Consider the following 12959-nt stretch of genomic DNA (forward strand, 5'->3'; position numbering starts at 1 on the left):
CACCGAGCCACCTTCAGGAGATCCCTCATTGCATTCGGGATGACGGCTGATGTTCGTCATCCTGAACGTAGTGAAGGATCTCCCAACAAAGGTACCGCACCACATTCAGGAGATCCCTCATTGCATTCGGGATGACGGCTGATGTTCGTCATCCTGAATAGAGTGGAGGATCTCCCAAAACAGGCACCGAACCACCTTCAGGAGATCCCTCATTGCATTCGGGATGACGGCTGATGTTCGTCATCCTGAATAGAGTGAAGGATCTCCCAAAACAGGCACCGCACCACATTTGGGAGATCCCTCATTGCATTCGGGATGACGGTTGATGTTCGTCATCCTGAACGTAGTGAAGGATCTCCCAAAATAGGCACCGCACCACCTTCAGGAGATCCCTCATTGCATTCGGTATGACGGTTGCTTTTCGTCATCCTGAACAGAGTGAAGGATCTCCCAAAACAGGCACCGCTCCACCTTCAGGAGATCCCTCATTGCATTCGGGATGACGGCTGATGTTCGTCATCCTGAACAGAGTGAAGGATCTCCCCAAAAAAGCACCGCACCACATCCAAAAGATCCCTCATTGCATTCGGGATGACGGCTGATGTTCGTCATCCTGAATAGAGTGAAGGATCTCCCAAAACAGGCACCGAACCACCTTCAGGAGATCCCTCATTGCATTCGGGATAACGGCTGATGTTCGTCATCCTGAACGTAGTGAAGGATCTCCCGAAACAGGCACCGAGCCACCTTCAGGAGATCCCTCATTGCATTCGGGATGACGGTTGATGTTCGTCATCCTGAACGTAGTGAAGGATCTCCCAAAACAGGCAACGCACCACTTTCATGAGATCTCTCTGATCCTCCGAGATGATAAATCCCAAACTTATTGGCTTAATTAAAAAATCTATCGTAACCCCATCATTTTACTAAAATAGTACCCATCCTTTCTTGTATTTATATTAATGGGGTGGCCATTTTACATATAATAAACAAATAAAATACATATTTACTTCTGCCAGATATTGCCCCCTGCCGTAATAAGGGAATACAATATTAATTAGATACATTAATAGGCAAATACCATGCGCCCTATATTCATTATCCTGATTATTGCTTTAGTTGTTTTACAACATAAGCTTTGGCTAGGTGATGGAAATGTAATTCAATGGATTAACCTCGAAAAAAAACTGGAAGATCATCAGCGTGAAAATAAAAAACTGGCTGCCCGCAACAGAGCGCTGGAAGCGGACATTAAAGAGTTAAAAGGCGGTGATCAGGCTCTTGAAGAACAGGCTCGATATGAACTAGGTATGATTAAAGAGTATGAGATTTATTATCAGTTTGTTGATTAGACCATGAAGTTAATTAAAGCAGCCTTTCTTATCAATAATTCCCCGGTTTGAACCACTAAAATAGATCCAGCATATCATTTTGTATATACCTTATGCCTTAAAGGGTTGCTGGACAGAAGATTCACTAGAACTGGATGGTTGTTCAGTAGATTCAAAAAGAGTGAATCTGCTTTTGATGATGTGTTCAAACACACTAATCCGCTCTGGCTTTAAACCAGCGCCAAAACGATTTCTTGAACCCAATGCACCGTTTCCCATTTTAAAATCATACCCACATTTCTCTCGCTTACCCGTTTCAGGATGAATTATCTCATCCGTGGCTATAGGTGTGAGCTGCTCAAAGCGATCCGCATGAATCAGCTCTTTGACAGAATAGAGCAAAGGCTCTGGAGTACAATAGCTATAGTACTCATATAATGTCCCATTAGAGGCAGTATGAAGTGCTTTAATAACATCGAGCATCTCATCATCCTTGGGGCAATAATGGCCGCTATGATTTGTCATTTTAATCAAATAACCGTCCTTAAATATCAAACTTCCGGAAGCCAGTACCTTTTTGCCATTTGCCATAGCCGAATGATGCATTGATTCACTAACAATTAGCCTGGGATTTTGTTCGCAAGTCAAGATAAAATTATATTGATTATCTATAACGATACTACCAGCGGATGTTACAAAGTTGTGCAGTTCCTCAGAATACTTCAGAGCATGTAATTCTTGCTGTTCTGGACTTAAATAAAAATTATCAGGCTCATCAAATGAAAGAGTCCGCATGGCTTTTCGTTCAATTTTAAAATCGGATTTCATTGACAATCGTGATCGAATTAATTGGCCGAAATAGGTGATTGTTTCAGGATAAGTGTTACGAGGCATAATTCAATCAAGGAAATTAATAGTGTGATTCATTATAATAATTATTCATTAAGTAATTATTAAGATAAATCGGATTTAAGTTAAACAGCAATATAATCCTGATATTCAGCTGGCTGTTTATTCCAGAGGCTTAAAACAAATCCGCCTCCACCGGAACCTGTTGGCTTCACAGCAATGGCTCCTTCATCAAACAGAGTATTCATATGTTGTTGTAAACTTTCACTGACCAGCCCCCATTGGAAAAAACAGTCTGCAGCTTTATTCATTGCCTTGGCCAAACGCTCTATGGCATCGACACCGCCAGCTTCAAGAGCAACTCGCGATTGTTGAACAGCCTCAACCATTTGCATATCAATTTTTTGAGCCAATAAAGGATTTTTCTCCCAAAGATTTTGAACCTGTTGAATGCAGTGGGAAGTAATTCCGATTTGATTGCATGAAGACAAAAACCATAATGGTTTAATGATTTGTTTGATTGGACTACACACACCGCTTTTAAAATAGACGCCCTCTTCAGCAGAGACTCCTGCTATATCGAGTCCACTGCTTTTTCCATGAAAAAGATGTTCCAATTCTTTGGCAAATTCATTGCATTGAGCTTCTTCGACTAAATTTTGTGCGCAAAACCAGCGACTCATGGCGACACAAAGTGATGCGGAGGCACCCATACCGACTCCAACTGGAATATTACTTTCCAATTCAAAATGACCGCCTATTTGATTCAGAGACCGCCCCAAAAGCTGCATGCCTTGTTCCAGTACACCCCAAAATAATAAATGCATGTCCTGGCCACTTTTACCGGCATAATCAGCACTTAATGAAGATGATTGAGCGCTATAGCGAAGCTTTAGCTGTCTTTCTTTAATAGGAAAAACCAAAGCCTCATGTCCTCTAACTACTGCATGTTCTCCAGCCAGAATCCATTTGCCATAAGTGGTTGTTTCAAAATCATAAAACATCGTAGTTACCCAACAAATATTGTGATTTAAATTGACGCGCTTGATCTGCTTGATCAGGACGATACAGTAGATGAATGTTAGGCCCCGCATCCATTGTTACAATTGGACCGTCGCCTTCCTTTTTCCAAGTCGCCTCAAGGATCTTTAAAATATCCATGCAATGAGAGTTAATATAGGAAAACGGCTGTTCACATGAACTGAACAAGTTGTGCATGTCCTGAAATTCACGCCAACAGAGTTTATAAATACGCTCCCAATCTTTATTCATAAAGGCATCAAGTAGCAACTTGAGATTCTCTTCAGCTCTATGATTCCTATCAGCATAAAAGGGGCTCGATTTTACTCGTTGATGGGCCTCACTTGAAGATACTTTTTTTTCCTCGCTGCTCACAACGATGACTTGATGAATCAGATTTTTATAAGGGAGATCAATGCCCTTTACCTCATTTTCTTTCCATAATGCCCATGGAGCATAAAAAGAACGGCATGAAGATCCAGAGCCTAAGCGACTGAGTTGAGCCTGTTCATCAATGGATGGTAACGGTTTATTTGTTAATTCGCTAAGAGCAATAGTGGCGCATTTAGTCAATGCGGCAAAACTGGATGCTGAACTGGCCAATCCACTGCTATGCGGAAAATTATTACTGGATTGGATTAAAAAACCACCCGTATAACCGAAGTGATCTTTGAGCATGGCCAGATGATCTGTATACCTTTTCTGACTGGCAACAGATAATTTAAACTCTGCTGCACCGGGTATATTAAGAGGTTCCCACATGTCTTTTTTAGTTGGAATTTTTTCCAGTTTTACGGTCGTCAATAAATGATTTAGGGTATAGGATAAAGAAGAATTATCAGGAAGGTTTGAATTTCCATCCTTTTTACCCATATATTTAATCAAAGCGATGTTAGAGGGAGCCTGAGCAAGCCAATGCATAAAATTTCTCCTTGTGGTCAATGACCTGGTGCATCATTCCATAAAATCTTATGTAATTGTAGTTGAAAACGAACGGGTACATTATCTTCCAGAATCCAGTTAGCCAGATCAGTCGGGTTAAGTTGGTTCCAGCTGGGTGAGAATAATAATTGAACACGTTCTGCTAAACGGTGTTCCTTTATCAATGCACAAGCCCATTCATAATCACTGCGGCTGCACAAAACAAATTTAATTTGATCAGAAGGTTTTAAACATTCCAGATTAGCAAACAAATTTTTGTCGACTTCAAGTGAATCAGGGGTTTTCAAATCCATCACAATCATTACACGTGAATCCACTTCTGAAATATCGCGAGCCCCGCTGGTTTCTATGGATACCTGATAGTGATCATCACACAAACGTTCTAAAAGCGAGATACAACCCGGTTGTGCAAGGGGCTCTCCACCTGTAACACAGACACGCTTGCAATTAAAAGAAGCAATAGTCTCAAGAATTTCATCAATTTCTTGAACTGTACCCCCATTAAATGCATAGGCAGTATCACAATATTGACATCGTAATGGGCAACCTGTTAATCGAACGAATACTGTAGGTAAACCCACAGTTACTGACTCTCCCTGTAATGAATGAAATACTTCCGTTATTCTCAATTGATTGTTAAAGGGTTTCATAGAGCGTTAATTGCGTCCAATTTGGATTGTGCTAATTGAGCAGTTGAGGTTCCGGGATAGGTCTTTACCACTTCTTGAAATCTTCGTTTTGCTTCCTGATTATCACCTTTTGCAGCGAAGGCATATCCAGCTTTTAACATGCTTGCTGCTGACTTGCTCGATGATGGGAATTTTTGAAGTACGGTTTCAAAATGTTCTATTGCTTTTGGGTAGTCTCTTTTTACCAGGTACAATTCACCCAGCCAATATTCCGCATTTGCTGTATATCCACCATTGGGATATTTTTGTGCGAAGGTTTGCATTGCGCCTATGGCGTCATCGTAACGCTTATTTTTTACTAATTCATATGCAGCTAAATAACTTATTTGTTCATCTGCCGGATTAACTCGTGATACTGCCACTACCGGTTTGGTTGTTATTGGAGTTTTTACCGGTTTATTTTGAGCTGTGGCTGGAATATTAGGTTGTGCGGCAGGTGTATTGGAACCTACTGTAAGATCAGTTACTGGTTTATTTTGAACAGATTTGCCAGCAGCATTACCTAAACGTGCATCCAAATCTTTATAGAATGCAACCTGTTGTTGTTGTAATAACTTTAAATCATGCGCTTGAACTTCCAGTTGACCACGCAATTCCTGAACTTCCTGTTGGAGGCTCAATATCTTGTCAATTAATTTGGCATTGTTATTAATATTATTAGAATCACTGGATTGATCTTCTTTAACTAATGCAGGACCATCATCGGATGATGAATCATTTATTTGATAACGCTGATTATGAGGACCATCCAGTTCAGCATTTTCAATTTGAGGTTCATCATATTTGGGATTGACAACAGGTGGCTCATCAGCCATCTGTTGTCCATCAATAATTGCAAAATTGTCACTATCATCTACCACAGGCGCCTCAGACCAACCGGTCAGAGGAAGCATTACTGTAAAACAAGCAGCGATAATGGTTTTTTTGCAATTAATCATCTTGTAGCCTCATATGTAAATTCAACACGTCTGTTTTGAGCGTGTGATGCTTCATCATGTCCATAATTTGCAGGTCGCTCTTTACCGTAGCTCACTACACGAACTTGTTGTCTGCTGACACCAGCCATATATAAAATATCCGCTACAGTATTAGCACGGTGTTCACCTAAAGCCACGTTGTATTCACGGCTGCCACGTTCATCAGTATGACCAGCCAAAAGTACACGAGCTCCGGAGTGGGTCTTCAGATATTCAGCCTGAGCATTCACTGAAGGCAAATATTTAGATGCTAAAGTACTGTCATCATATGAGAACAGATACAATTGATTATGTGGAGCCTGGGTAGTATATGATTCACCTGGTTCCTGGCCAGCGAAATGGGTCATTTGGCCCAAACCCTGAGCAGAAGCATCAGCATCACTCATTGCTGCGCCATCGGCACTGCCTGGCGTTTTGGAACAAGAAGCTACTAACAGTGCACCCGCTATAAGCAGTCCCAGTTTATATAATGTTCCGGCTTTCATCCTCAATCTCCTTTAGTTCTTTTTATTATTAAAAATCACACACAATTTTCATGGAGAGCCATTGTACAATTCTTTTTATTTTTTGGCTATTACTGAGTCATTTTTTATACGTGAAATAACAAAATTTACAGCTCTTGCAGTGAACTGCAGAGTAGCTTTATTTGCAGCAACTACACCTGCATAGGGAGTATCTGCCAAACACGGGATTTGTTCACTAACAATTTGAGAACCTATTACTTTATTATCCGAAGTTCGTGTTAATACCACTTTAACAGCAAATTCAAGGATACTTGGTTTTTTCAGGAAATTCTGATCCAGAGTTAACAGTTGTGTATCCAGACGATAATCCGCTTCTTCACTGTAAGGACTGGAAGTTACCGCATAGAAGTAACCTGTTTTTTGCAAGCTTTGGACCAACAATGGAAATAACATGTCTGCCGGAGGGGATGTCCAGGCATTTTTTACAAAGGCTTCCAGTTGATACGGTTTTTTAACATAAAGCATCTCTTCAGTCTGATACCCGGCAACTGCTTCCGGAGCAGTTACTAATATGGATACATGATGAGGCTTTGCAACCCATTGCTTGGAACTGAATGCACTCAACTGGTATTCGCTGGTTACTGGAGTTTTCACTGGAGAACAACTCATAAGCCCGAGACTCAAAATAAAAATACTGAGAATTCTCATGGTTACTCTCCAGGTCCGGGTTTAGGTGGTTTGGTTCCACGGAGTACTACCGATGGATTTTGTCGCATTTCATTACTTACCTTCTCAAGATTTGCCGATATAGTATTCAATCGACGTAATAACAGAACTGCAGGTGGAATTGTCTGCTGAGAAATTTTATCCACAGTAATCTTACCTGCATCCATGGTCTTGGACACGCTCTTACCTGCAATACTGATGTCGTCAGCCATAGTATTAAACTTCTTAACGCCAACTTTTAACTCTTTAAGTATCTTTGGAAAATCTTTACTTACTAGAGCCATATTCGCTAAAAATACATCAGCACTTTTGAGACTGTTGTCGATATTTTTACTGTTTGATGCCATAACTTCAGAAAATTTGTCTATATTAGACAAAGTGTTTCGTATATAAGCAGCATTTTCTTCATTAAAGATACGCTGTGCCTGGTCACTGACTTTGCTCACATTTTCAGAGACTTCCTTCAATATGGTATCTAATTGATTAAATAATGATGGTTTTGCAGGAATAACAGGATAAGGTTCACCGGGCATTTTTTGAAGGGGTGTCAAATCAGAAGAACCCGCAGATAATCCAATGAAAGTTACCCCAGTTATCCCTTGTGAAATTAATGTAGCAGAGGTACTGGTCGTTATGGGTATCCCTTTTTCTATACTCAAGGTTAATTCGACTTGACGAGGATCATCTATGTTTAATTTAATTTTCTTCACAAAACCAACCTGTACCCCGTTGTACTTAACAGGTGATTCCTCACTTAGTCCCGAAACCGATTCATGAAGATAGACTGTATAAAAGGTATATACTTTCTGATTAAAGCCAACAGACAGCCACAATGCCGTAGACAAAAGCCCAGCCATCAAAATAAGTACGGTGAGACCGACTATGGTGTAATTGGTTTTTGATTCCAAGTAACCTGTCCTCTTTGTTGATACTGTATCCAGTATGTATCTTAAAATTTGCTGAAATAATCAGCAATCAACGGGTTTTTATTCTTCATTAATTCTTTAATTGGTTCCACGCTGAGAATTTTCCCATCCCCAACAAATGCTACTCTGTCGGTAGTTCTTTTCAAAGATTCTATATCATGACTGATCATGACAATAGTTAAATTCAACGAATCTCTTAAAAAAACTACCAGATCATCAAATAACCTGGCACCACGTGGATCCAATCCGGTAGTCGGTTCATCAAGAAACAACAACTCAGGATCCATGGCAATCGCTCGTGCCGCTGCGGCTCTTCTTTGCATTCCGCCACTCAACTCTGAAGGCAATTTACCCGCAGCCTCATTGGGCAACCCAACTAAAGATATTTTCAATCGTGCCAGTTCTTCAATAAATTCCGAATCAAGATTTGTAAATTCCCTCATCGGAAACATCACATTTTCCAAAACAGTCATAGCTGAAAATAAAGCACTATGCTGGAACAGCATCCCCCATCGTCGACGCAACAGGAAAGCGTCTTGGGGATTAAGATTCAAGACGTCCTCACCGAATACTTTAATACTACCAGCAGTCGGTTTCAATAACATCAACAAACTTCTCAATATGGTTGTCTTACCGCTTCCTGATCCGCCAATTATCGCAAGTATTTCACCTTTTTCTACTGTCAGGTTAACATCAGTGTGCACCCATTGGCCACCTAGAAAATTTTTCAACCCCTTGATTTCAATAACAGGCTCACTCATCTAGAGCCCCATCCAGCTATAAATAACTGAAAACGCAGCATCTGCGATAATAATCAAGAATAATGCCTGAACCACGCTTTTGGTAGTCTGACTCCCTATGCTGTCAGCACTTGCTTCTACCTTAAATCCTTGAAAGCAACCTACTAAAGCAATTAATAGAGCAAAGACAGGGGCTTTATATAAACCTAACATTAACTGAGACAGTCCAACATCATTCTTTAAACGGACCAAAAAGTCGTCAAAACCAATTCCCAGCATATGTTTGGACATAATCATTGCCCCAAAGATGCTAAAAATATCAGACCAAAAAATTAATAATGGAAAAACAATGAGTAAGCCAATAACCTTGGGAACCACTAATAATTCAGTCGGAGAAAGCCCCATAGTCAACAAGGCATCAACTTCTTCATTAATTTTCATACTGCCTATCTGGGCAGTAAATGCTGAACTGGTTCTACCGGCAACAATAATAGCGGTAATTAAAGAGGCAAATTCACGAAAAATTGCCATACCAGACAAATAAGCAATAAAAATATTTGCGCCATAGGTGGCTAACTGTAATCCCATTTGATAAGCGAGAACTACTCCAATCAAAAAAGAAAGCAAAGCAACAATGGGCAAGGCTTTAACACCGGCTGAATCGATATTGGAGATAATACTGGGTAGCTGAAACCGTCGCCAATTCCCCAGCGCTTCAAACATTTTGGTACTTAAATCACCTATTAAAATAATTAAACCATCTACCTGAAATAATTTATTTTCAGCCTCTTTACCTATTTGATAAAGCACACCTTCTTGAGGTTGCGGGGGGATTTGATAGGTAAGACTTTCTCGTTTGGATTCGACCAATTGAAGAAGTTGATTTTGAGCCTCAGAAAAATTAGTCAATTCAATCTGATTATCTCTTTCTTTAAGTTCATCAACACATTTCATCAGGGCCAAAGCCCCTGCACTATCAAAATTGCTTATTGATTCGCCATTAATAACGACTTTTTGTGATTTAGGAAGTTCACTGACTTTAAATTTTTTAGTCAAACCATCAAGAGCCAAGACAGACCATGCACCGGAGCACTGAAATTTGGCTTCATCCTGATCAAAAACAATTTGAGCGCTTATTTGTTCCATAGTCGATGATATTAATTAGAAGGTGTTAGCATAATACATAAAACCCAGAATCCGCAAAACTATTAATTCATGTTATCATAATATTATTCATTCTTCAGATTTCTTAAAATGATTATAACTGACCAAAAAAATCTGATTAATCAGGCTGAAAAGGATTTAAATGAATCCAATCAACTTCTGGAAGAATTTAAACGCGGATGGAATCAAACCAGTGACCATCCCCTGAATGATCCGGACGTTGTTCGTACCATGCAACTGGTATTACAATACAGGCTGGATACACAAAAAGCCTTATACCAATTATCAGGTTTGCAACAGTATCTCCTGCAATTACTCGGAATTGAACCGCAACATTCTGACCTGTTAAACAGAGAGCGCCTGGCTTTTGCTTTAGGAAGTGATGATTTGCAGCATGTATTATCCATGCTGAATCACTTGGTTGACTCATTACTCCGAATTATTGCTCACAACCATCTAAACCAAATTCTTGATAAGAAGAAATCATTAGAACGTTCAAAAAATCTAAAATTAATCGATGTCATGATCAAAGTAATCGACAAACAAAAAACCTTTGTATCGAAAATGGAAGAGTTAAAACTGGCTCTGGAAGACATTGAAGGTGCTCCCCAACCAGGAATAATTTATGATCACATCGCCGCCCTGCAAGGCCCGGTATCCCGCTTCTATCAAGCACTTCAACATGGATTGGCCTTAAACCATAGCCTCACCCAACAACCCCAGAACAAGGCCAACTTACAATATCAATTAAAAGATACTCTGCAGTCAGTGGATCAGAACCTTAAAATTTTTAACTATAATCCATCGCAGCAGCGATTGTTCAAGCCGGCAGCAGAGAATAATAAAATTGAAAATCTTGAAGTACGTGCATCGGCGAAACGATTGGGTCATTTTTTTAATCATTGATAGAACTGGTTTACTTTACCTATTCACCACGGACATTAGGGTGTGCTGACAATTCATCAATTTGTACTCACAGTTTCGTCAATCAGTTCAGATAATTCCTCACCTTTTAAAAATACACTTTAATTAATCTTAACTTACAGATTTTAAAAGATCATCATCCTCGTGAAGGCGCTGAGTGCTCCTGCCATTGAATTACTCAATAGGTCGATATTAAGCATATATGAGTAAAATTTACGTCATTCCCGCGAAGGCGGGAATCCATGCATCAAATTAGCACCTGATTGTGTTTACTCAATGGATGATTGACATATAAAAAGTGAGGTTCTTTCAGGCTCCAGTTGCGGGACGTCGAAATCGAAATGATCAACAGCCCCTAACGTGAATACATAAAAACTGCTCTGACACTTAAAGTCACCAGAGCATTTCATCAAGAGAGAATTACTTGGGAGATACAGATGATTTTACGTTCTCAAGTGAATCTGTTAACGCATCTACTTTATTTCCAGAATCTGTATTGGTTAGATTAAACATCGTCAAACGACCACTGTAAACAGACACTGCCGCAATAGCCAAGAGGCCTACACCAGTAAGTGCTAACAGTAAATTGGCAATTATATCTTTACATCCACGATGAGTTTTCAACTGGGTAACGTATTGATTATCATTCTTCAGATAATCTGTTGATTGTTGTTTAAATGTATCCAGGTCAATTTTCTTTTCAGCATAAGCGCTGCATATTGTTGCAATTTCTTCTAATACTTTTCTACCCGCTGTAGCTGTATTATGATAGAGTTCTGCTTTATCATCTTTCCTATTAAGTTCATATTGTTGAGATTTCTTATACAGCTCTTCAATTTTATCTCTTAAATGTTCCAACTGGATTAGAACATTACTTAATTCATTCATTCTGACAGGATCACGCTCTTTATTTCTTCTCACTTTGGGTTGAACTGACGACTTTTTAGTCTCCTCAACTGGAATGCTGTCGGTATGTTCCGAAGACTCAATTACAGGAGGAGAATCTTTTACTTGACTTACTGGCGCAGATACTTGTTCATTTACAATGACTTCAACTGTCTGAACAGGCTGAACTGGCTTGGGAAATGCTAAAGACTTTTCTTTAACCAAAGAATCAATAGTCGTTTTCAATCTATTGAGTTCTGATGTATGGTATTCAGATAAACCAACAAGTCTGTAGGGACTTTGGGTGATTTTTTTCGCTTTATCTATTGTTTTAAGAATCGTTTGTAATCGATCATAGGAGTCGCATTTTTTTAAATTTGAAATAGTATTTTCAAGAGAGGCTTTAGCTTTATCAAATGCAACCTTTTTACGATTAGATTTTGAGGACATAGTTTACTCCAAATTATTCGCCCAAACATTACACATATTGTATAATAAATTTTATTGGAATGCTAGCTGTAGAGTAAAAATAGAACAAATAGTCTGGTCTACGCGGTTTGGAGACAAGCCCATAGCCGTCAGGCTAAGAAGAAAATCAAAAGTAGATACTGTCTTTAAATGCAAGATAAATTTTCATTAAAAGGCAGTTTACTTTTTAGAACTCCAAAGATGATATGAGCTAATTTGCGCATTACAGCACAAACAATAGTTTTAGGAGTTTTTCCATTGTTCTGAAGTCTGGTAACGAAGGCAGCTAGTCCTTTGTTATGTCTTTTAGCCACTAATGCGGCCATATAAAGAGCTTTCCTGAGACGACTATCACCTAATCTCGAAATAGTTGTTTTTCCAAACAATTTCCCTGATTGGTGTTGCTTCGGAGTGATTCCAATGTACGCAGCGAATTGTTTGGCGGTTTGAAAGGAGCTGACATCAGGCATGAGTGCTAGCACACGAAAGGCTGTGAGTTTTCCAATGCCTTTAATGCTCGTTATTAACCTCATGTTCCTGTTTAACATGGGCTCCTCATTAATTAATGCAGTCATCTTTTGTTCCACTAAACTGACTTCTTTTTCTAGATTTTTAATCCATTTAATTAACAAGTTGGTTGCCATGCCTTCATGTAAGCTATGTAATTGGTTATTTAGTTGTACCAATTGGCCTTTAAGCATATCTAATAATATCATTAATCCTTTTAATTGCTTTTGAGCCTCAGAAGTAGTTACATACACTCGGGGTTGCATGCATTTACAAAATTCGCGAATCACCCTTCCATCGATGATATCGTTTTTATTTCGCGCTAAGGAAGCTTTAGCAAAGTTCTT

14 protein-coding genes are annotated in these 12959 nt (G+C 39.4%); 2 read left to right on the forward strand and 12 right to left on the reverse strand.

The genetic code is table 11. The annotated features are described in order from the left end of the window. Positions 1-1082: 1082 nt before the first annotated feature. The gene (gene ftsB, locus Lqua_RS13465; protein WP_058474805.1) at positions 1083-1352 is read left to right on the forward strand and encodes a cell division protein FtsB; all 270 of its coding nucleotides are present in this window, start codon (positions 1083-1085) and stop codon (positions 1350-1352) included. A 90-nt stretch (positions 1353-1442) separates the two neighbouring features. Here the strand turns inward: ftsB and Lqua_RS13470 are convergent, their stop codons facing one another. The 10 genes from Lqua_RS13470 to Lqua_RS13515 all read right to left on the reverse strand — a co-directional run bounded on the left by Lqua_RS13470 (position 1443) and on the right by Lqua_RS13515 (position 9810). Further along, entirely contained in the window at positions 1443-2225 is a 783-nt protein-coding gene (locus Lqua_RS13470; RefSeq protein WP_058474806.1) for a hypothetical protein, read from the reverse strand. Positions 2226-2305: 80 nt separating this feature from the next. Next, positions 2306-3184 (reverse strand): mevalonate kinase family protein, encoded by an 879-nt coding sequence (locus tag Lqua_RS13475; RefSeq protein WP_058474807.1) that lies wholly within the window; start codon positions 3182-3184, stop codon positions 2306-2308. Continuing rightward, the gene (locus tag Lqua_RS13480) at positions 3174-4121 is read right to left on the reverse strand and encodes a GHMP family kinase ATP-binding protein (RefSeq protein WP_058474808.1); all 948 of its coding nucleotides are present in this window, start codon (positions 4119-4121) and stop codon (positions 3174-3176) included. Before Lqua_RS13480 ends, Lqua_RS13475 begins: the two co-directional genes overlap by 11 nt. Before the next feature lie 17 nt (positions 4122-4138). Continuing rightward, positions 4139-4792, reverse strand: coding sequence for a 7-carboxy-7-deazaguanine synthase QueE (queE, locus tag Lqua_RS13485; RefSeq protein ID WP_058474809.1), 654 nt, complete (start codon positions 4790-4792; stop codon positions 4139-4141). Further along, entirely contained in the window at positions 4789-5769 is a 981-nt protein-coding gene (gene ybgF / locus Lqua_RS13490; RefSeq protein ID WP_058474810.1) for a tol-pal system protein YbgF, read from the reverse strand. The genes queE and ybgF overlap by 4 nt, the downstream gene beginning before the upstream one ends. After that, positions 5766-6293 carry a peptidoglycan-associated lipoprotein Pal gene (gene pal / locus Lqua_RS13495; protein WP_058474811.1) on the reverse strand — a complete coding sequence of 176 codons (528 nt, stop codon included), beginning with the start codon at positions 6291-6293 and terminating at the stop codon, positions 5766-5768. Before pal ends, ybgF begins: the two co-directional genes overlap by 4 nt. A 75-nt stretch (positions 6294-6368) precedes the next feature. Further along, positions 6369-6980, reverse strand: coding sequence for an ABC-type transport auxiliary lipoprotein family protein (locus tag Lqua_RS13500; RefSeq protein WP_058474812.1), 612 nt, complete (start codon positions 6978-6980; stop codon positions 6369-6371). 2 nt (positions 6981-6982) lie between these two features. Beyond that, positions 6983-7906 (reverse strand): MlaD family protein, encoded by a 924-nt coding sequence (locus Lqua_RS13505; RefSeq protein WP_115148687.1) that lies wholly within the window; start codon positions 7904-7906, stop codon positions 6983-6985. A 41-nt stretch (positions 7907-7947) separates the two neighbouring features. After that, a complete protein-coding gene (locus tag Lqua_RS13510) occupies positions 7948-8685 on the reverse strand; it encodes an ABC transporter ATP-binding protein (RefSeq protein WP_058474813.1) in 738 nt (245 codons plus the stop codon). Beyond that, positions 8686-9810: an MlaE family ABC transporter permease gene (locus Lqua_RS13515; RefSeq protein ID WP_058474814.1), complete on the reverse strand. Its 1125-nt coding sequence runs from the start codon at positions 9808-9810 to the stop codon at positions 8686-8688. 108 nt (positions 9811-9918) lie between these two features. Here Lqua_RS13515 and Lqua_RS13520 point away from each other — a divergent pair, with 108 nt between their 5' ends. Continuing rightward, positions 9919-10734, forward strand: a complete 816-nt coding sequence (locus tag Lqua_RS13520) for a hypothetical protein (protein WP_058474815.1) — start codon at positions 9919-9921, stop codon at positions 10732-10734. Positions 10735-11172: 438 nt separating this feature from the next. Here the strand turns inward: Lqua_RS13520 and Lqua_RS13525 are convergent, their stop codons facing one another. Together Lqua_RS13525 and Lqua_RS13530 are read right to left on the reverse strand one after the other, a co-directional pair. After that, entirely contained in the window at positions 11173-12087 is a 915-nt protein-coding gene (locus Lqua_RS13525) for a hypothetical protein (protein WP_058474816.1), read from the reverse strand. A 164-nt stretch (positions 12088-12251) separates the two neighbouring features. Then, on the reverse strand, positions 12252-12959 hold a 708-nt coding region (locus Lqua_RS13530; protein WP_193787189.1), incomplete at its 5' end, for an IS110 family RNA-guided transposase.

Origin of the sequence: Legionella quateirensis (genome assembly GCF_001467955.1) — a bacterium.
Taxonomy (GTDB): Bacteria; Pseudomonadota; Gammaproteobacteria; order Legionellales; family Legionellaceae; genus Legionella; species Legionella quateirensis.

What these genes read in the sequence shown, in the direction of transcription:
- ftsB (WP_058474805.1), top strand. Translation starts at nt 1,083, where the DNA reads ATGCGCCCTATATTCATTATCCTGATTATTGCTTTAGTTGTTTTACAA.
- Lqua_RS13470 (WP_058474806.1), bottom strand. Translation starts at nt 2,225, where the DNA reads ATGCCTCGTAACACTTATCCTGAAACAATCACCTATTTCGGCCAATTA.
- Lqua_RS13475 (WP_058474807.1), bottom strand. Translation starts at nt 3,184, where the DNA reads ATGTTTTATGATTTTGAAACAACCACTTATGGCAAATGGATTCTGGCT.
- Lqua_RS13480 (WP_058474808.1), bottom strand. Translation starts at nt 4,121, where the DNA reads ATGCATTGGCTTGCTCAGGCTCCCTCTAACATCGCTTTGATTAAATAT.
- queE (WP_058474809.1), bottom strand. Translation starts at nt 4,792, where the DNA reads ATGAAACCCTTTAACAATCAATTGAGAATAACGGAAGTATTTCATTCA.
- ybgF (WP_058474810.1), bottom strand. Translation starts at nt 5,769, where the DNA reads ATGATTAATTGCAAAAAAACCATTATCGCTGCTTGTTTTACAGTAATG.
- pal (WP_058474811.1), bottom strand. Translation starts at nt 6,293, where the DNA reads ATGAAAGCCGGAACATTATATAAACTGGGACTGCTTATAGCGGGTGCA.
- Lqua_RS13500 (WP_058474812.1), bottom strand. Translation starts at nt 6,980, where the DNA reads ATGAGAATTCTCAGTATTTTTATTTTGAGTCTCGGGCTTATGAGTTGT.
- Lqua_RS13510 (WP_058474813.1), bottom strand. Translation starts at nt 8,685, where the DNA reads ATGAGTGAGCCTGTTATTGAAATCAAGGGGTTGAAAAATTTTCTAGGT.
- Lqua_RS13515 (WP_058474814.1), bottom strand. Translation starts at nt 9,810, where the DNA reads ATGGAACAAATAAGCGCTCAAATTGTTTTTGATCAGGATGAAGCCAAA.
- Lqua_RS13520 (WP_058474815.1), top strand. Translation starts at nt 9,919, where the DNA reads ATGATTATAACTGACCAAAAAAATCTGATTAATCAGGCTGAAAAGGAT.
- Lqua_RS13525 (WP_058474816.1), bottom strand. Translation starts at nt 12,087, where the DNA reads ATGTCCTCAAAATCTAATCGTAAAAAGGTTGCATTTGATAAAGCTAAA.